Source organism: Achromobacter sp. JUb104, assembly GCF_024806975.1.
Taxonomy (GTDB): domain Bacteria; phylum Pseudomonadota; class Gammaproteobacteria; order Burkholderiales; family Burkholderiaceae_B; genus Achromobacter; species Achromobacter spanius.
The window spans coordinates 702139-719738 of the sequence record NZ_JANUEY010000002.1; the positions used below are offsets into that span (position 1 = coordinate 702139).

Annotated in this window: 16 protein-coding genes and 1 tRNA gene; 5 read left to right on the forward strand and 12 right to left on the reverse strand. The window is 64.1% G+C overall.

The features are described from left to right. Positions 1-20 precede the first annotated feature (20 nt). From M2361_RS15140 to betI, 9 genes are all read right to left on the reverse strand, one after another. Entirely contained in the window at positions 21-800 is a 780-nt protein-coding gene (locus M2361_RS15140) for a type II CAAX prenyl endopeptidase Rce1 family protein (protein ID WP_259250237.1), read from the reverse strand. Further along, complete coding sequence (gene pth, locus M2361_RS15145) at positions 797-1396, reverse strand: aminoacyl-tRNA hydrolase (RefSeq protein WP_259250238.1); 600 nt, start codon at positions 1394-1396, stop codon at positions 797-799. Before pth ends, M2361_RS15140 begins: the two co-directional genes overlap by 4 nt. A 98-nt stretch (positions 1397-1494) precedes the next feature. Continuing rightward, the gene (locus M2361_RS15150; protein ID WP_046805051.1) at positions 1495-2106 is read right to left on the reverse strand and encodes a 50S ribosomal protein L25/general stress protein Ctc; all 612 of its coding nucleotides are present in this window, start codon (positions 2104-2106) and stop codon (positions 1495-1497) included. 147 nt (positions 2107-2253) lie between these two features. Next, complete coding sequence (locus M2361_RS15155) at positions 2254-3204, reverse strand: ribose-phosphate pyrophosphokinase (RefSeq protein ID WP_006227587.1); 951 nt, start codon at positions 3202-3204, stop codon at positions 2254-2256. Positions 3205-3344: 140 nt separating this feature from the next. Then, positions 3345-3421, reverse strand: a tRNA-Gln gene (locus tag M2361_RS15160). A gap of 1 nt (position 3422) precedes the next feature. Further along, a complete protein-coding gene (ispE, locus tag M2361_RS15165) occupies positions 3423-4322 on the reverse strand; it encodes a 4-(cytidine 5'-diphospho)-2-C-methyl-D-erythritol kinase (RefSeq protein ID WP_100857596.1) in 900 nt (299 codons plus the stop codon). 36 nt (positions 4323-4358) lie between these two features. Then, positions 4359-6032 (reverse strand): choline dehydrogenase, encoded by a 1674-nt coding sequence (betA, locus tag M2361_RS15170; RefSeq protein WP_259250257.1) that lies wholly within the window; start codon positions 6030-6032, stop codon positions 4359-4361. A gap of 76 nt (positions 6033-6108) precedes the next feature. After that, entirely contained in the window at positions 6109-7575 is a 1467-nt protein-coding gene (gene betB / locus M2361_RS15175; protein WP_259250259.1) for a betaine-aldehyde dehydrogenase, read from the reverse strand. A 17-nt stretch (positions 7576-7592) separates the two neighbouring features. Beyond that, positions 7593-8216 carry a transcriptional regulator BetI gene (gene betI / locus M2361_RS15180; protein ID WP_259250260.1) on the reverse strand — a complete coding sequence of 208 codons (624 nt, stop codon included), beginning with the start codon at positions 8214-8216 and terminating at the stop codon, positions 7593-7595. Positions 8217-8427: 211 nt separating this feature from the next. Between betI and M2361_RS15185 the strand changes: the two genes are divergently transcribed. Then, positions 8428-10014, forward strand: a complete 1587-nt coding sequence (locus M2361_RS15185; protein ID WP_259250261.1) for a BCCT family transporter — start codon at positions 8428-8430, stop codon at positions 10012-10014. A gap of 3 nt (positions 10015-10017) precedes the next feature. Here M2361_RS15185 and lolB read toward each other — a convergent pair whose 3' ends face one another. Then, entirely contained in the window at positions 10018-10608 is a 591-nt protein-coding gene (lolB, locus tag M2361_RS15190) for a lipoprotein insertase outer membrane protein LolB (RefSeq protein WP_259250262.1), read from the reverse strand. A gap of 11 nt (positions 10609-10619) precedes the next feature. Continuing rightward, positions 10620-12506 carry a lipopolysaccharide assembly protein LapB gene (locus M2361_RS15195; RefSeq protein ID WP_259250264.1) on the reverse strand — a complete coding sequence of 629 codons (1887 nt, stop codon included), beginning with the start codon at positions 12504-12506 and terminating at the stop codon, positions 10620-10622. Between M2361_RS15195 and mutM the strand changes: the two genes are divergently transcribed. The 4 genes from mutM to M2361_RS15215 all read left to right on the forward strand — a co-directional run bounded on the left by mutM (position 12505) and on the right by M2361_RS15215 (position 16464). Next, complete coding sequence (gene mutM / locus M2361_RS15200) at positions 12505-13332, forward strand: bifunctional DNA-formamidopyrimidine glycosylase/DNA-(apurinic or apyrimidinic site) lyase (protein ID WP_259250266.1); 828 nt, start codon at positions 12505-12507, stop codon at positions 13330-13332. The two genes, M2361_RS15195 and mutM, sit on opposite strands and share 2 nt — an antisense overlap. 137 nt (positions 13333-13469) lie before the next feature. Beyond that, entirely contained in the window at positions 13470-14423 is a 954-nt protein-coding gene (locus tag M2361_RS15205; RefSeq protein WP_100854456.1) for an MBL fold metallo-hydrolase, read from the forward strand. Between the two features lie 126 nt (positions 14424-14549). Then, on the forward strand, positions 14550-16229 hold the full coding sequence (locus M2361_RS15210; RefSeq protein ID WP_259250269.1) for an FAD-dependent oxidoreductase: 1680 nt from the start codon (positions 14550-14552) through the stop codon (positions 16227-16229). Positions 16230-16248: 19 nt separating this feature from the next. Next, a complete protein-coding gene (locus M2361_RS15215) occupies positions 16249-16464 on the forward strand; it encodes a DUF2783 domain-containing protein (RefSeq protein WP_167400973.1) in 216 nt (71 codons plus the stop codon). A gap of 169 nt (positions 16465-16633) precedes the next feature. On the opposite strand, the gene M2361_RS15220 is transcribed toward M2361_RS15215, so the two are convergent. Then, entirely contained in the window at positions 16634-17542 is a 909-nt protein-coding gene (locus tag M2361_RS15220; protein ID WP_259250272.1) for a LysR family transcriptional regulator, read from the reverse strand. Between the last annotated feature and the right edge of the window lie 58 nt (positions 17543-17600).

Genomic DNA, 17600 nt, shown 5'->3' on the forward strand with positions numbered 1-17600 from the left:
GGGCCGTCGATACGGCCCCGCTATTTGACGATAGACGGCGCCCAACGCATGACGGCCCAGATCATCAAAATGGGGCCGGCGTTGAACGTGGCGTGCAGCAGGATGGCCGCGCCGATGCCGCGTCGCACGCGCATCCAGCCCAGCACCAGCCCCGTCAGCCATTGCGGCAGCACCAGCAGCGGCATCAACCAGTACGGTGTCTTGCTATAGACGAAGTTGGTCAGATGGACCGCGGCAAACGTCAGCGCGACCAGATGGAACACCAGGCCAAAGTGCTTCAGGTAGTAGCGCCGCCACGTCGTGTCCCAGCCCGTCAGCATCCCCTCGCGCGGACGCACGCCCCAGCAGGCCAGCAACATAAAAGCCGCCAGCAGCAGCCCCGTCCACAGCTGCGGGCCATACAAGACCACGGGCATCAATGCAGGCACCAGCCACAGCACCTGCAACGGCCGGCGCAGGCCATAGCGGAACAGCATTTCTTCAACCAGCGGCGCCCAGATAATCGCCGTGAGCCACGGCAGGTTGGCCGGGTCGATACGGTGAGTAGCGCCACCCAGGCCCGCAGCCATTACGGCGACAGGGCCCAGTGCAAAAAGATTCAACGCCCACAGCAGCCCTGCCCAGGCCAAGAGACGCCCAGGGCGGATGCCCGGCCACCAATCTGCCAGAAATCCATTACCCGCCGCACGCCCCGGCACGCGCGACAGCGGACGCGGGTGGCGGATATAGCGCCAGAAGTCCGCGACTTCTGATCGAAAACGGGTTTTACCGATGGGGGTGGACTGCGCGGGGTGGTTCATCCGGCAACGTTGCCGCTATGCAGTTGGCGCGTAGCCAATGGGAAATCGCCCGCCAGCATCGCCGGCACCACGGCGCGGCAGCGGTCGATGACGGCATCGATTTCTTTTTGTTCATCGCGGCGCGGCGGATGCAGCACGAAGTCCGCCACCTGCTGGGCCAGGCCCAGCGTGCGCGGGTGGCCGATGCCGATGCGCAGCCGCCAGAAGTTCGGGCTGCCCAGCACAGCCTGAATATCCTTCAAGCCGTTGTGCCCCGCATGGCCACCGCCCTGCTTGAGCTTGACCTGTCCGGGCAGCAGATCCAGTTCGTCATGCAGCACCAGCACCTGTTCGGGCGCCAGCTTGTAGAAGCGCGCCAAGGCACCGACGGCCTGGCCGGATTTATTCATATAGGTGATGGGCTTGAGCAGCAGCACGTTGTCCGCGCCCAACCGCGACTTGGCGACCATGCCGAAAAAAGATTTCTCAAGCGCGAAAGAAGCGCGCAGATCGTCCGCCAGATGGTCGGCCAGCCAGAAGCCGGCGTTGTGCCGGGTCGTTTCGTAGTCAGGACCGGGGTTACCCAATCCCACAATAAGGCGTATGGGAATAGACATGATGGAGGGTGTTTAAACCAAAAAACCCTGCGCATGCAAATGCACACGCAGGGTTTCGGGCACAAGCCGAGGAAAGCCCGAAGGCTTTCCAAGAAGGCTTAGGCAGCCGGAGCAGCTTCTTCGGCTTCGTCGGCAGCGGCAGCGCCGCCCTTGACGATGGCGGCAGCCAGCAGCGGGTTGTCTTCACCGCCGTGGGGCACGTAGGTGACGCCCATGGGCAGCTTGATGTCGGCCAGGTGGATCGAAGCGCCGGCCAGGATGTTGGTCAGGTCGACTTCGATGAACTGGGGCAGAGCCTTCGGCAGGCAGGTGATTTCCAGTTCGGTCGTCACGTGGCTGATGATGGCGCCGGCCAGCTTCACAGCGGGCGAGATTTCGGCGTTGACAAAGTGCAGCGGCACCTTGGTACGCAGAGCCTGGTTGGCGTCCACGCGCTGGAAGTCCACGTGCAGGACTTGCGGCTTGTAGGCGTGCCATTGAACCGAACGCAACAACACTTGCTCATCCTTCGAGCCTTCGAGCTGCATTTGCAGGATCGATGCGTGGAATTCTTCCTTACGCAGGGCGTGATAGATCTCGTTGTGGTCGAGTTCGATGTTCAGGGGGGCAGCCGTACCACCATAGACAATGGCGGGAACGCGGCCCGCGCGGCGCAGGCGGCGGCTCGCACTCGAACCCTGGACGCTACGCGCAGTGGCGATGAATTTCATGGAAAACTCCAAAAACAAAATAAGGTGAAGAGGCTTCACCAGTTAACGGCACGGCGCGCAACATGCGCGCCGTGTTGATTGCGCCTTGCCGCGACCAGCAAGGTGCAAAAACTAAGAGTGGGCTGTGGCAGGCCGACGCGAAGTGCGTCAGTCAACAAACAGCGAGCTGACCGATTCCGCGTTCGAGATACGCAGGATGGTCTCGCCCAACAGCGCGGCGCACGACAACTGGCGGATCTTGCCGCTGGCCTGGCCTTGCTCGGAGAGCGGGATGGTGTCGGTGACGACCAGTTCGTCCAGTTCCGACGCTTCAATGCGGTCAATGGCGCCGCCCGACAGCACGGGGTGCGTGCAATAGGCGTAAACGGCGCCGGCGCCGCGGTCTTTCAGGGCCTGGGCCGCCTTGCACAGCGTGCCGGCGGTGTCGACCATGTCGTCCATGATGATGCAGGTACGGCCGTCGACTTCACCGATGATGTTCATCACTTCCGACACGTTGGCGCGCGGACGACGCTTGTCGATGATGGCCAGGTCGGCTTCCAATTGCTTGGCCAGCGCGCGGGCGCGAACCACGCCGCCGATGTCCGGGGACACCACGACCAGGTTCGAGAAATTGCGGCGCCAGATGTCGCCCAGCAAGATCGGACCGGCGTAGATGTTGTCCACGGGAATGTCGAAGAAACCCTGGATCTGGTCGGCGTGCAGGTCCATCGTCAGGACACGGTCAACGCCAGCCACTTGCAGCATGTTGGCCACGACCTTGGCCGAGATGGCGACACGCGCCGAGCGCGGGCGGCGGTCTTGGCGGGCGTAGCCGAAGTACGGAATCGCGGCGGTGATGCGGCCGGCCGACGCGCGGCGCAGGGCATCAACCATGACCATGATTTCCATCAGGTTGTCATTGGTGGGCGCACAGGTGGGTTGCAGGACGAAGACGTCCTTGCCACGCACGTTCTCGTTGATTTCGACCATCACCTCGCCGTCTGAGAAGCGACCGACGGTCATCTTGCCCAGGGACATATCGAGGTGGTTGACTACGTCCACGGCCAGCCGAGTGTTGGCCGTGCCCGTGAAGATCATGAAGCTATCGTTTGCCATGATGGATGATGCGATGGTCGTTGTAAGACACTAACGAGTGATGCGGGGTGAAAACACCAGCGGATCCGGAAAATAAAAAAGCTGCTGAACCCGGGCCAGTGTCTTACAGGCGTGTTCAACAGCTTTTTTATGTATTCGGTTGGCTGGGGAGGAAGGATTCGAACCTTCGCATGCCGGAATCAAAATCCGGTGCCTTAACCAGCTTGGCGACTCCCCAACTATCTTGCAATCCAATTCCGCAACGGATGTTCAGTTAAACCAGTACAAGCCTGCACTAACCGAAACCGTGGATGCGATGTGCTATTTGTTTTAACAGCGCCGCGCATTATAGCGGATATTTCTGCTTTCGCCAAAACGGCTTCGGAAAGTTCAGAGAATTCGGCGAATAAACACGCGCCTGATCCCGACATGCGTACAGGGTAACCCTGTTCTGCAAGCCACCGCGATGCCCTGGAAACTTCAGGATAAAGACGGTGAACCACCGGCTCCAAGTCGTTTTTCCCGAAGGAAAAAGTTGGCGAAGCAAGAAAGTCCGCTATTGTGATGTAAGAAGAATCCCTTGTCAAATCGGGTGCGGAAAATATTCCAACAGTCGGCACGCTGGTGTCCGGCTGCGCCACCAGATAAGCGCGATCAGGCAGCGTCACGGCGGTGAGCGCTTCGCCCACGCCTTCCGCGAAGGCCGATTGCCCGAACACGAAGACCGGCACATCGGCACCCAAGGGCAAGGCCAGGTCCATCAGCTCGCGGCGCGTCAGCCCCGTGTTCCATAGCTTGTTCAGCGCGATCAGCACCGTGGCCGCATCGCTGGAACCACCGCCCAGCCCACCGCCCTGCGGAATACGTTTTTCAAGCCCGATCTGCACGCCCTGGCGCGTGCCGGTGGCGTGCTGCAAGGCGCGCGCGGCGCGCAAGGTCAGGTCATCGGCTTCGGACACGCCGGCAAGCTCGGTGGCACGGCTGATGACGCCATCGGCGCGCGCGTCGAAATGCAGCGTGTCGCACAGGTCGATGAAGCGGAAGACCGTTTGCAGCAAGTGGTAGCCGTCGGCGCGGCGGCCCACCACATGCAGGAACAGATTCAGCTTGGCGGGAGCGGGTACGTCGTACAGAGTCACAGAGGGCAGCCGATGCGTGCGGGACAAGCCCACATTCTAGCCACGCGCCGGACCTTGCGCCGTGTAGTAAGGCACGTCCGCGCGCGCAAGCGGCGTGCGGCCGCGAAGGTGGTCGGCGATTTTCTCGGCCATCATGATGACCGGCGCGTTCAGGTTGCCCGTGACGATGTCCGGCATGATCGATGCATCAATCACGCGCAAGCCCTCCAGCCCGTGCACGCGGCCGTAGCCGTCCACCACCGCCATCGGGTCGGACGCCGCGCCCATCTTGTTCGAGCATGACGGGTGGTATGCGGTTTCGGCTTGCGCGCGCACGAAGGCATCCAGGTCCGCATCGCTTTTGAGGGAGGCGCCGGGAGATATCTCGCGATCGGCGTACTGCGCCAGCGCGGGTTGCGCGAACAGCTCGCGCGTAATGCGCAGCGCCGCGCGGAATTCGCGCCAGTCCTGCGCGTCGGACATGTAGTTGAACAGGATGCTGGGATGGTCGCGCGGCGAACGCGAACGAATGCGGACCCGCCCACGGCTGGGCGATCGCATCGACCCCACGTGCATCTGAAAGCCATGCACCTTGATGGGGTTGGACCCGTTGTAGTTGATTGCGATCGGCAGGAAGTGATATTGCAGGTTCGGCCATTTGAAATCGTCATGGCTGCGTATGAAGCCACCCGCTTCAAATTGATTGCTGGCGCCAATGCCCGTGCCCATGAACAACCACTGCGCGCCGATCGCAGCCTGATTGCGCAGCTTCAGCGATGGGGCCAGCGACACGGGCTGCTTGCATTCATACTGCACGTACAGCTCAAGGTGATCTTGCAGGTTCTCGCCCACGCCGGGCAGGTCATGCTGCACGGCGATGCCCATGCCGCGCAGCACGCTGGCCGCCCCCACGCCCGAACGCTGCAAGATCTGCGGCGATGCGATAGCGCCCGCGCACAACAGCACTTCACGCAGCGCGTAGCTGCGGTGCTGCTGGCCATGCTGTTCCCAGGCCACGCCTTCGGCGCGCTTGCCGGAAAACAGAATCACATCGGTCCACGCGCGCGTGACTATCGTCAGGTTGGCGCGTCCGCGCGCCTGGTCCAGATAGCCGCGCGCGGTGCTGGCACGCCGGCCGCGCGGGGTCACGGTGCGGTCCATCGGCCCAAAGCCTTCCTGGCGATAGCCGTTCATATCCGGCGTTTGCGCGTACCCCGCCTGCTCGCCCGCTGCCACCATGGCCGCAAACAGCGGGTTGTTGCCGGCCTTGGGGGTGGTGACGCTGACCGGCCCCGCACCACCGTGATAGTCACAGGCGCCCAGGTCTCGGCTTTCGGCCTTCTTGAAATACGGCAAGCAAGACAGATAGTCCCAATGCGCCAGGCCCTCTATGCGCGCCCAGTGGTCGTAGTCCAGCGCGTTGCCGCGCACGTAGCACATGCCGTTGATCAGCGACGACCCGCCGAGCCCCTTGCCGCGCCCGCAATCCAGGCGGCGGCCGTTCAAATGCGGCTCCGGGTCTGTCTTGTAGCCCCAGTTGTAGCGCCTGCCCTGTAGCGGCATGGCTAGCGCGGCCGGCATCTGCGTGCGGAAATCCAGCCGGTGATCCTGGCCCCCCGCTTCCAGCAGCAGCACGGTCGTGCCTGGGTCTTCGGTCAGTCGCGCGGCCAGTGTATTGCCCGCCGATCCCGCGCCGATGATGATGTAGTCGTACTCGCGCTTGATGGACATTGTCTTCCCCCGAACACGTGCAGAAATCGGGTGCCCGCCCGTGTGGCGGGCGCCCGTCGCCGAATGGTCAGTACGATCAAAACACCGACTCGAACGGGCCGAGTTCTACCTGCACGGATTTTGTCTGCGTGTATTGGGCCAGCGCGTCCATGCCGTTTTCGCGGCCAAGGCCCGATTGCTTGTAGCCGCCCACCGGCATCTGCGCGGGCGATTCGCCCCAGGTGTTGACCCAGCAAATGCCAGCCTGCAAGCGATGCGCAACGCGATGCGCGGCGGCCAGATCGCGGCTGACCACGCCCGCCGCCAGACCGTAGCGGCTGTCGTTGGCGCGTTGGACGACTTCGTCTTCGGTATCGAACGCCAGGATGCTCATGACGGGGCCGAAGATCTCCTCTTGCACGATCTCCATGCGGTCTTCGCAATCCGAGAACACGGTGGGCGCCACGTAGGCACCCTTGGCCAAGGCGCCTTCCATCAAGCGGACGCCGCCCGCCAGCAGCGTGGCGCCTTCGCGCTTGCCGATTTCAATCCAGCTCAGCACGTGGTCCATGTGGGCCGCGCTGACCAGCGGGCCGAAGTTCGTGCGGGGATCGAAAGGGTCGCCGATGCGGATGCGCGCCACCCGTTCCAGCACAGCGGCTTCAAACGCTGCCTTGTGCGACCGATGCACGAACACGCGCGTGCCGTTGGTGCATACCTGGCCCGAGCTGAAGAAGTTGGCCATGACCGCGATATCGGCGGCGCGCTCAAGGCAGGCATCGGGCAGCACGATCAACGCCGACTTGCCGCCGAGTTCCAGCGTGACGCTCTTGAGCGTAGCGGCGGCCACGCCCATGACTTGCTTGCCGGTGTCCACACCGCCGGTGAACGACACTTTCGCCACGCCAGGGTGGCCCGTCAGCCAGTCACCAATTTCGCGGCCGCTGCCCAGTACCACGTTGAACACGCCGTTGGGCACGCCCGCCTGCGTGTAGATCTCGGCCAGCCGCAAGGCCGTCAACGGCGTGATCTCGGCGGGCTTGAACACCATGGCGTTGCCGGTGGCCAAGGCCGCGGCGGACTTCCACATGGCAATCTGGATGGGGTAGTTCCACGCGCCGATGCCCGCGATCACGCCCAGCGGTTCGCGGCGCGTGTAGAAAAAGCTGGATTCGCGCAAAGGCACCTGGATGCCCTCCACCGCCGCCGCCAGGCCCGCGTAATACTCGATGACGTCCACGCCGGTGGCGATGTCGACGATGCGGGTTTCGGACAGCGGCTTGCCGGTATCCAGCGTTTCCAGCTCCGCCAATTCGTCATTGCGCTCGCGCAGCATCTGCGCCGCCTTCAGCAGCACGCGCCCGCGCTCGGCGGGGGTGCGCGCCGCCCATACTTTCTGCCCTTCCTGCGCGCTGGCCACCGCGCGGTCTATGTCCTGCCGGGCGGCCACCTGCACTTCCGCCAGCACCGCGCCGTTGGCGGGGTTTACCGTGGTGATGGTCTTGCTGCTGATGGCGTTGGTGCGCCGGCCGTGGATGTAGAGTTGCTGGATGGGCAAGGGCATGGGAATCCGTCCTGTTGTCAAAGTGAGGGCGGGCCCAAGGCCGGCTCGCCCTTGAATTGGCTGCGATCAAGCAGCAGGTCCACATAGTCGTAAGCAATGTCGCGCGCCTTGCCGCCGACAAAGTCCGCGCCCTGCAGGCTGCCCCGCAGCCACAGGCCGTCGATCAGGGCGGCAAGGCCGCGCGCGGCATCGCGCGCCTGCGCAAGCGGCATCACGCGCAGGAATTGGCTGCACAGGTTGGAATACAGGCGGCGGTCGTTGGCGCGTTGCAGTCTGCGCAGGCGGGGTTGATGCATGCTGGCCGCCCAGAACGTGAGCCATGCGCGCATGGCGCTGCGTGATACCTGGGTGGGCACGAAGTTGCCGTCAATGATGGCGCGCAGTTGCGCGCGCGGCGTGGCCTTGGCGCCCTGCCGCGCACGCGACACCGAATCGCGAAGGTTGCGCAGCAATTCCCGCATGGTGGCTTCAAGCAGGCCGTCCTTGTCGCCGAAGTAATGGCTGATGATGCCGGTGGACAACTTCGCGGCGCGGGCAATGTGGGCGATGGAGCTTTCCGCCAGGCCGACCTGGTCGATGGATTCAAGCGTGGCTTGGATGAGTTGATTGCAGCGGATGGGCTGCATTCCGACTTTTGGCATGGTGCGCGCGGTTCCTGGGCTGGCGAGGGCGGGGAGCGAAAGGGGCGAAAGAACCGCCCCTGGGGTTGCCCCCGCCGAGTGCGGTCGAGTCTAATTTATATTGATTGATCATTCAATATAAAAACAGTAAGGTGCCGCAGACACCAGCAGGCAAGCATCGGAAGGCAAATACAGAAGCACCACGGCAGTATCACCACACGGGGAGACAGCGGTGCAGCAAGATCGGAAAACCACGGCGCTGGCATCGGGGGCCGCGCCGCCCTGGCGCGCCTGGCTGGCGCACACCAACCCCATCGTTTTCCTCTGTGCGTCCGGCGCCGTGCTGCTTATCGGCGCCCTGCTCATCGTGCGGCCCGGCGCGTCGCAAGCCTGGCTTGAAGCCGCCCAGTTATTGGTGGCGGCGCATTTCGGCTGGTATTACATGCTGGCCATGGCGGTCAGCGTGGGCTTTGCGCTGTGGTTGGCACTATCGCGCCATGGCGCGCTGCGCCTGGGCGATGACGACGAGTCGCCGGAATTCACTTACCTGTCCTGGGTATCGATGCTGTTCTCATCCGGCATCGGCATTGCGCTGGTGTACTACGGCGTCTACGAGCCGCTGGACCACTTCCTGATGCCGCCCACCGGCGCGGGCGGCACCCAGGAAGCCGCGCGCAATGCCTTGACCCTGACCTTTCTGCACTGGGGCATCCACGGCTGGACGCTATACGCCCTGACCGCCACCGCACTCGCCTACTTCGCGTATCGCCACAAGCAGCCCCTGGCGCTGCGCTCGCCCTTGCAGGGGCTATCCGGCAAGCCGCTGCCCAAAGGCGTGGGCCACGCGGTCGACGGTTTTGGCGTGCTGGCCACCATCGTGTCCATGGTGACCAACCTGGGGCTGGGCGCGTTGCTGCTGCATGCGGGGCTGACGTATCTGTGGGGCGTGCCGAACACGGCCGCTGTCCAGGTGCCCCTCGTGATCATCATGATGGTGGTGGCCACGGGCGCGGCGGCGCTGGGCATCAAGCGCGGCATCGCCATCCTGTCCAACGTCAATACCGGCTTGATGTGCCTGTTGCTGTTGTTCGTTTTCCTGGCCGGCCCCACCCGCCTGCTGCTGGACGGCCTGGTGCAGAACCTGGGCGATTACCTGAACGCATTCCTGGGAAAAAGCTTCGACCTGTACCTGTACGACCGCAAAGCCGTGCGCTGGACCAGTTCGTGGACCATCTTCTATTGGGCGTGGTGGATAGGCTGGGCGCCCTTCGTCGGCATGTTCATCGCCCGCATTTCGCGTGGCCGCCGGATCCGCGAATTGATCTTCGGCGTGATGCTGGTGCCCTTGGGCTTCACGCTGGCCTGGCTGTCCATCTTTGGCAATACCGCCATCAACCTGGTGCTGAACGACGGCGCGGCCGGCCTGGGCCGGATGGCCATGGCCGACCCGCCAATGGCGTTCTACACGTTGATGGAATACCTGCCGATGACCCAGCTTGTAGCTGGCGTGGGCGTGGTGATGTCATTCATGCTGTTCCTGACCCCGGTCGATTCCGGCACGCTGATGATCGCCAACCTGTCGGCCCGCAACGCGGACGCGGGCCACGACGCGCCCATCTGGTTGCGAGTCTTCTGGGCGGCGCTGACAACGATGCTGGGGGTCGGGCTGTTGCTGGCAGGCAATTTCAATGCAATGCAGACCGCGGTGGTGCTGTGCGGCCTGCCTTTTTCCGTGATCTTGCTGTGCTACATGGTCAGCTTGTACAAGGCGCTGGTTCGAGACAACCCCGAACCCAGCCGCCTGCCCGCCACGCGTTGATGTTCAGGGTTGGTTGACCACCAGACGCACCATGATGCGGCGGCCCGGCTCTTGGCGCTGAAGCACAAGCATCTGCGGGCCCAGGGTGTCATAGCGCGACAGGTTTGCCCGCCAGCCGCCTTGCTCGAACGTCGTGGGCCGGCCAAGTTCGTCGCGGGCGACGTCCGATGCTTCGGGTTCAGCCGGCAGCCTGCCGCGCAGCCAGTCACGCAAGCCAGACACGGGCATGCTGCTGCCCAACGCTTCTTCGGCCAGGGCGTCGGGGTTGTCCGCCTGCAGGCGGGTGCCGTCGGCCTTGGTCAAGCTGGCCGCGCCGGGGCGCCCTTCCACGCGCGCTTCGGTTGAGCCCAGCGGGTTGGTCAGGTCCAGCACATAGCGCTGGCCGTCGTCCGACCAGGAAAAGCCGCCCTGCACGGCATTCTGCTTGCCGCCTTCCTCGTTGACCGTAATGGCAAAACGGCCGATGCGTGAAAATGCGTCGGCGCTGGCGCCTTCAATGGGTTTGGGCGTGGTGGTGCAGGCGGCAAGCGCCGCCGCCAGCATTGTCACCAACGCCAGGCGCAGCCAGCCGGAGGAACCGGCCAAGCTTCGCATCGCAAACATCGTCACAGGTTGACTCCCAAGCGCTTGACCACGTCCTGCACGGTCTTGTTCTTGGGGTCTTTCATCAGCGCGGCGCGCAGCAGTTCCGTGGCCTGATCGCGCTTGCCCTGGCTCCACAGCACTTCGGCCAGGTGAGCGGCGATGTCGGCTTCCGGACGCACGCTGTAGGCGCGGCGCAGGTATTCCGCCGCGGACTCGGATTCGCCCATGCGGTACTTGACCCAACCCATGCTGTCCAGAATGAACGGATCGTTGGGCGACAGTTCAAGCGCCTGGGTGATCAGGTCCAACGCTTCGGGCAGGCGCTTGTTGTGGTCAGCCAGCGTATAACCCAACGCGTTGTAGGCGTGGGCATGGTCAGGGTCCAGCGCGATGACCTGGCGCAGCTTGCGTTCCAGCTCGTCCAGCCGGTTCTGGCGCTCGTACAGCATCGCCAGTTCGTACTTGATTTCAACGGTGTCGGGCAGGGCTTCGTCGGCGGCTTCCAGCGTGCTGATCGCCTGGGGCACGCGGTTGGCGTCGCGCAGGATCTGCGCCTTCGTCAACACGCCCAGCGTGCGTTCCTCTTCGTCTTGCGGGCCGGCCGCGTCAATCATGGCCAGCGCGTCGTCGACGCGGCCACTCTTGGCGCGTAGCGCCGCCTGGCGCATGCGCACGGAATAGCGCAGCGTCGGGTCGTCGATGCGACCCAGTTCGTTGATGGCTTCGTCGTAATTGCCCTGGTCTTCGGCAATGCGCGACAGCAGCACATGCGCATCGGCGGCGGCCGCGCCGGCGTCGGTCGCGCCCGGCACCGTAGCGCGCTGGCGCTGGTGCTGCACGTCCAGATATTGCTGAAGCAGGTTTTTGGCCTGCGGCAGTTGGCCGGCCTTGTAGGCCAGTTGCGCCTGCATGAAGAGCAGATCGAAGTCTTCCGGCGACCGGCGCGACATGGCTTGCAGTTCGGCCAACGCCCCGTTGTAGTCGCCGCTGTCGGCCAACTGGCCGGCCAGCATCAGACGAACCTTGCGGGCGCCGGGATTGCGGTTGATATAGGCACGGGCGTCGGCCTGGGCGCGCTGCGGGTCCACCCTGAACCCGTATTCCAGCACGCGCTGGGCGGCCGGTTCGGATTTGGGATCGGCGGCCAGCGCCGCGCGGGATTCTTGCGCGGCGCGTTCGTAATCGCCCGCGGCGGACGCCACGTCGGCCAAGGCCAGATGAGCGGCGGGCAGCTTGCGCACGCTGTCGCTCAGGGATTCGTCAAGAATGCGCAGCGCCAGGCGGCGGTCGTTCAGGCGGCTGAGCACGGCCAGCGCCTGGCCGATGGCGGCCGGCTTGTCGCGCGAAGCGTCGATGCGGTTGCGCAGCGCCTGGGCCAGGCCCTTGGTCTGCCCATTGGCGGCGGCAAGCGCCAGCTCGGTGGAACTGGCTTCGACATCGTTGGGAGACAGGCGCGCCCAGACCCGGGCCGCTTCCAGCGCGCCGGGCAGGTTGCCGCCCGCCAACTGGAATTCCAATCCGCGCCGCGCCAGGCGCGGGTCGCCGGTGTCGCGGGCCAAGCCCACCATGGTGGTCGCCGCTGTGCCGTACATGCCACGCTGGGCAGCGATCTCTGACGCGAGGACGCGATAGAAGATGTCGCCGGTCAGCGAAACATAGGGCAGTTGGCCCGGCCGCAGACGGATCACTTCGGTTTCAGGCTGACGGTTCTGCGGGGCCATGCGTGGCCCGGTTGCATCTCGCGTCCGGCTGTCGGCCGCCTGGGCCGGCAGCGAAAAACCTGTTGCCAGCGCAAGCGCCAACACGGCGATCCCGATATTCATTTGTTTAAAAGACGACTTCACGCGGCCCGTCCGGTTGATGGCACAATCTTCGTACACGCAATTGATGATCTTACACTGGCTCATGCCGGAACTGCCTGAAGTCGAAACTACGCGCCGAGGAATCGACGCCGTCATCACCGGCCGGACGCTCAAGCGCCTGGTCATCCACGAACCCCGCATGCGCTGGCCGATTCCCTCGGACCTGCCGGCGCTGATCGGTGGCCGCGCCGTATTGGAATGCGCCCGCCGAGGCAAATATCTGCTGCTGCGGTTCGAGCACGGCACGCAGATTGTGCATCTAGGCATGTCGGGCTCATTGCGCAGCGTGGCGCCGGGGGAATTCCTGCGCAAGCACGATCATGTCGAATGGATTTTCGACGACGCCGTGCTGCGCCTGCATGACCCCAGGCGTTTCGGGGCGGTGCTGTGGCATGCCGATGCCGACGGCCCCATCGATGCCCACCCCTTGCTGGCCAAGCTGGGCATCGAGCCCTTCGACCCGCGCTTTGACGGCGCCTGGCTGCATCGCCACTTCAAGAACCACGGCGCCGCCATCAAGCAGGTGCTGCTGGCGGGCATGGCGGTGGTGGGCGTGGGCAATATCTACGCATCCGAAAGCCTGTTCCGCGCGCGCATCAACCCCAAGACCCCCGCCAATAAACTGTCGCCGGCGCGTTGCGAACGGCTGGCCGACATGGTGCGCGCCACCCTGGCCGACGCGCTGACTTCCGGCGGCAGCACGCTGCGGGACTATGTCGGCGCCACGGGCGAACCCGGGGCGTACTTCGAGATCCATGCCGCCGTCTATGAGCGCGAAGGCCTGCCGTGCCGGGTTTGCGAGACCCCCATCCGGCGCTTCGTCCAAGGGCAGCGCGCCACTTATTACTGCCCGAAATGCCAGCGGAACTAGGCGCAACATCCTGAAATTACTGGGGAAATCCCTGTAAAAGCGGCACCATTTGTTTATAGCGAACGTGTTGCACAAACACTAACGCCACGCTATATTCCTTCCACACACCTATTCCTATAACAGTGGAAGGAGCCTCCATGAGCAAGCAATTCGCCTCGCACGCCGATATGGACGACAAGGTCGTCTCGTTCGAAAAACTGTCCGACAACGCCTATGCCTACACGGCCGAAGGCGACCCCAACACGGGCGTGATCATCGGCGACGAGGCCGTCATGGTGATCGACACCCAAGCCACCCCGGTCATGGCCCAAGACGTCATCCGCCGCATCCGCGAAGTGACGGACAAGCCCATCAAGTACATCCTGCTGTCGCACTACCACGCCGTGCGCGTGTTTGGTGCTTCCGCCTACAACGCCCAGGAAATCCTGGCCAGCCGCGACACCTACGACCTGATCGTCGAGCGCGGCGAGCAGGACAAGGCCAGCGAAATCGGTCGCTTCCCCCGCCTGTTCCGCAACGCCGAATCGATTCCGCCGGGCCTGGTCTGGCCGACGATGACGTTCAAGGGCGAAATGACCGTCAACCTGGGCAACCTGGAAGTCAAGCTGCTGCAAGTGGGCCGTGGCCACACCAAGGGCGACACCATCGCCTGGCTGCCCGAGCAGAAAATCCTGTTCGCGGGCGACCTGGTCGAATACCAGTCCACCCCGTACTGCGGCGACGCCTACTTCCGCGACTGGCCCAGCACGCTGGACGCGCTGTCGGGCTTTGAAGCCGAAAAGATGGTGCCCGGACGTGGCCCCGCCTTGAAGGACGCCACCGAAGTGCGCCAAGGCCTGGCCGGTACCCGCGCTTTCCTGACCGACTTGTACGGCGCCGTGAACCGTGGCGTGGCCGAAGGCAAGGACCTGAAGACGATCTACCGCGAGGTCTACGACTTCATGAAGCCGCGCTACAGCGACTGGGTCATCTTCGACCACTGCATGCCGTTTGACGTGTCGCGCGCCTTTGACGAGGCCTCGGGCCACACGCATCCGCGCATCTGGACCGACAAGCGCGATCTGGAAATGTGGGCGCAGCTGGAAGGCTGACCCCGCTGGGCCGCTGGGGCTACTGCCTGCGGCCAAGTGACTGAATATGCAAGAACCGAACCGCGCGTCGCCAGACGGCGCGCGGCTTCGCACATAAAAACAAAATGACCCACACAGGAGACAGCCGTGGGAGACATCGACTTTCAGGCGATGGAGTTCGCCTATGAAAAACACGCCGACCAAAGCGCCCAGGGCGCGGCGCGGCATCAGGTCGTGGTGGTGGGCGCCGGCCCGGTCGGCCTGACCACCGCGCTGGACCTTGCCCGCCAAGGCGTGCGCGTGGTGGTGCTGGACGACGATTACCGCTTGTCCACCGGTTCACGCGCCATCTGCTTTTCCAAGCGCACGCTGGAAATCTGGGACCGCCTGGGCGTCGGCCAACGCATGATCGACAAAGGCGTGTCGTGGAACGTGGGCAAGGTGTTCTTCCGTGAACAGGAAGTGTGGCGCTTTGACCTGCTGCCCGAACCCGGCCACCGCCGCCCCGCCTTCATCAACCTGCAGCAGTACTACGCCGAAGGCTATCTGTACGAGCAGGCGCGCCAGGAACCCAATATCGACCTGCGCTGGAAAAACAAGGTCGCGGGAGTGGCGCAGACCGATGCGGGCGTGGACCTCACCATCGAAACACCCGAAGGCCCCTACACGCTGCACGCCGACTGGCTCGTTGCCTGCGACGGCGCGCGCTCGCCGGTGCGCAAGCTGATCGGCCAGGAAAGCCATGGCCGCATCTTCCGCGACCGATTCCTGATTGCCGACGTGAAGATGAAGGCCGACTTCCCGACCGAGCGCTGGTTCTGGTTCGATCCGCCCTTTCATCCCAACCAGTCCGTGCTGTTGCATCGGCAGCCGGACAACGTCTGGCGCATCGACTTCCAGCTTGGCTGGAATGCCGACCCCATCGAAGCCGTCAAGCCTGAAAATGTGCTGCCGCGCATCCGCGCGCTGCTCGGCCCCGACGCGCAATTCGACCTGGAATGGGTCAGCGTCTACACCTTTGCGTGCGAGCGCATGGACAAGTTCCGCCACGGCCGCGTGGTGTTCGCGGGCGACTCTGCGCACCGCGTCTCGCCGTTTGGTGCGCGTGGCGCCAACAGCGGCGTGCAAGACGCCGAGAACCTGGCCTGGAAACTGAAGCTGGTGCTTGCGGGCCTGGCGCCCGAGACGCTGATCGACAGCTACAGCGCCGAGCGCGAGTACGCGGCCGACGAGAACATCCTGAATTCCTCGCGGGCCACGGACTTCATCACGCCCAAGAGCGATATCAGCCGGAGCTTTCGCAACGCCGTATTGAACCTGGCCAAGACGCATTCGTTTGCACGGTCGCTGGTCAACAGCGGCCGCTTGTCGCTGCCGGCCACCTACATTGGGTCGCCGTTGAACACACCGGATGCCGACGCCTTTACCGGCCGCATGGCGCCCGGCGCGGTCGCGCTGGATGCGCCGGTGTCGGTGAATGGCGAAGACGACTGGTGGATGGCGCAACTGGACGGCAGCTTCGTGCTGGCCGTGTTCTGCGGCAATACCCTGCCCGACCGTGACACGCAGTCGGCCTTGCAGGCGCTGCGCATGGCCCCGGTGCCGGTCAAGGCGGTGCTGGTGGTCGACCCGCAATGCGATGTGGCGGGATTGTCGGCGGATCTGCCGGTGGTGGCCGACCGCGAAGGCTGCCTGGCCAAGCGCTACGACGCGCAGCCCGGCACCACCTACCTGATTCGCCCCGACCAGCACATCGCCGCGCGCTGGCGCGCCTTCAATGCCGACGCGGTTGCCGCCGCGGTCAAGCGGGCCACGGGCCACGCCTGATTCCAGAGGTCATCCCATCATGCTGATAACCGACACCAACCTGAGTTCGCCCGACGATTTCTACGAGGCGCTGATCGAAACCCATCGCGACCTGACGAACGAGCAAAGCCACGAGCTGAACGCCGCGCTGATCCTGCTGCTGGCCAACCATCTGGGCGACATGGCCCTGTTGCGCGAAGCATTGCAGCAAGCCCGAGAGTCAGTGGTGGGATGTAGGATGGGTGAAGCGCGATAAAAAATAAAGAAGAACGAAAACATCGAACGCGCGCAACCCATCAAGCAGCGGTGAATTCCGGGAAGATTCAGCCATAACGCAAGCGCTGCATGATGGGTTACGCGCGTTCCACATCGGTTTTCTTTTTACCGATTCTTCGCGCTTCACCCATCCCGCGACCATCAAGCATTCACCCCCCCACCCCAAACGTATTCACAATCAACCCGCGCAGCCATTGATTGCCGCTGTCCCGATCAACCCGGCGTTGCCAATACAGGTTCGTCTGTAGCGCGGGCACCCTCACCGGTGGCGTCATGAAGCGCAAGCCGAACGGCGGGGCGGCGCTGGCGGCCAGCTTTTCCGGCACAGTGGCCAGCAGATCCGTTGCGCTCACGATATACGGCACGGCCGAAAAGTGCGGCACGCTGAAATGTTCCGCCAGCACCACCCCCGCGCGCTCCATTGACTGATTCACCTGCCCGTAGGGCGCGGCGCGCGACACGATCAAATGGCGCTCCGCGCGAAACGCCTTGATGCCCATGCCGGCATGCGCCGTGGGATGCGCCTGCCGGAACAAGGTTGCGTAGCCCTGGCGAAACAGCATGCGCTGCATCGTGCCCGCGCCCATCTCGTCGAACGCGCCGATCGCCAGGTCGACCCGGCCCGACTCCATCTCGCGCGGCAAGTCCGGCCCCTGCACCCGCACTGAATCAATCCGCACGTGCGGCGCCACCTGCACGCACACCTCCATCAAGCGCGGCATGAAGTGGATTTCACCCACGTCCGTCATCGCCACGCGAAAGCGTCGGTTGCTGGTCGTGGCGTCGAACACGTCCTGGTCTTGCAGCGCCTGCGTCAGCACGGTCAGCGCTTCGCTGACGGGGCCGGCCAACCGCTGCGCTCGGGGCGTGGGCAGCATGCCCTGCCCCGTCCGCACGAACAGCTCATCGCCAAAGGCCTCGCGCAGGCGGCGCAGCGCGTTGCTGACAGCGGGTTGCGTCAGGCCCATGCGGCGCGCCACGGCCGACAGGTTGCGGTCTTCCAGCAAGTGCTGGAACAAGATCAGCAGATTCAAATCGACGTCGCGCAGTTCGGCCATTGCCGCCTCCTACTATTCACAAAATTTATAGTCTGTATTTTTACATTCCCGTAGCCGT

Excerpts from the sequence above, each read along its gene's own strand:
- M2361_RS15140 (WP_259250237.1), bottom strand. The coding sequence starts at position 800 with ATGAACCACCCCGCGCAGTCCACCCCCATCGGTAAAACCCGTTTTCGA.
- pth (WP_259250238.1), bottom strand. The coding sequence starts at position 1,396 with ATGTCTATTCCCATACGCCTTATTGTGGGATTGGGTAACCCCGGTCCT.
- M2361_RS15150 (WP_046805051.1), bottom strand. The coding sequence starts at position 2,106 with ATGAAATTCATCGCCACTGCGCGTAGCGTCCAGGGTTCGAGTGCGAGC.
- M2361_RS15155 (WP_006227587.1), bottom strand. The coding sequence starts at position 3,204 with ATGGCAAACGATAGCTTCATGATCTTCACGGGCACGGCCAACACTCGG.
- betA (WP_259250257.1), bottom strand. The coding sequence starts at position 6,032 with ATGTCCATCAAGCGCGAGTACGACTACATCATCATCGGCGCGGGATCG.
- betB (WP_259250259.1), bottom strand. The coding sequence starts at position 7,575 with ATGCCCTTGCCCATCCAGCAACTCTACATCCACGGCCGGCGCACCAAC.
- betI (WP_259250260.1), bottom strand. The coding sequence starts at position 8,216 with ATGCCAAAAGTCGGAATGCAGCCCATCCGCTGCAATCAACTCATCCAA.
- lolB (WP_259250262.1), bottom strand. The coding sequence starts at position 10,608 with ATGCGAAGCTTGGCCGGTTCCTCCGGCTGGCTGCGCCTGGCGTTGGTG.
- mutM (WP_259250266.1), top strand. The coding sequence starts at position 12,505 with ATGCCGGAACTGCCTGAAGTCGAAACTACGCGCCGAGGAATCGACGCC.
- M2361_RS15195 (WP_259250264.1), bottom strand. The coding sequence starts at position 12,506 with ATGAGCCAGTGTAAGATCATCAATTGCGTGTACGAAGATTGTGCCATC.
- M2361_RS15205 (WP_100854456.1), top strand. The coding sequence starts at position 13,470 with ATGAGCAAGCAATTCGCCTCGCACGCCGATATGGACGACAAGGTCGTC.
- M2361_RS15215 (WP_167400973.1), top strand. The coding sequence starts at position 16,249 with ATGCTGATAACCGACACCAACCTGAGTTCGCCCGACGATTTCTACGAG.
- M2361_RS15220 (WP_259250272.1), bottom strand. The coding sequence starts at position 17,542 with ATGGCCGAACTGCGCGACGTCGATTTGAATCTGCTGATCTTGTTCCAG.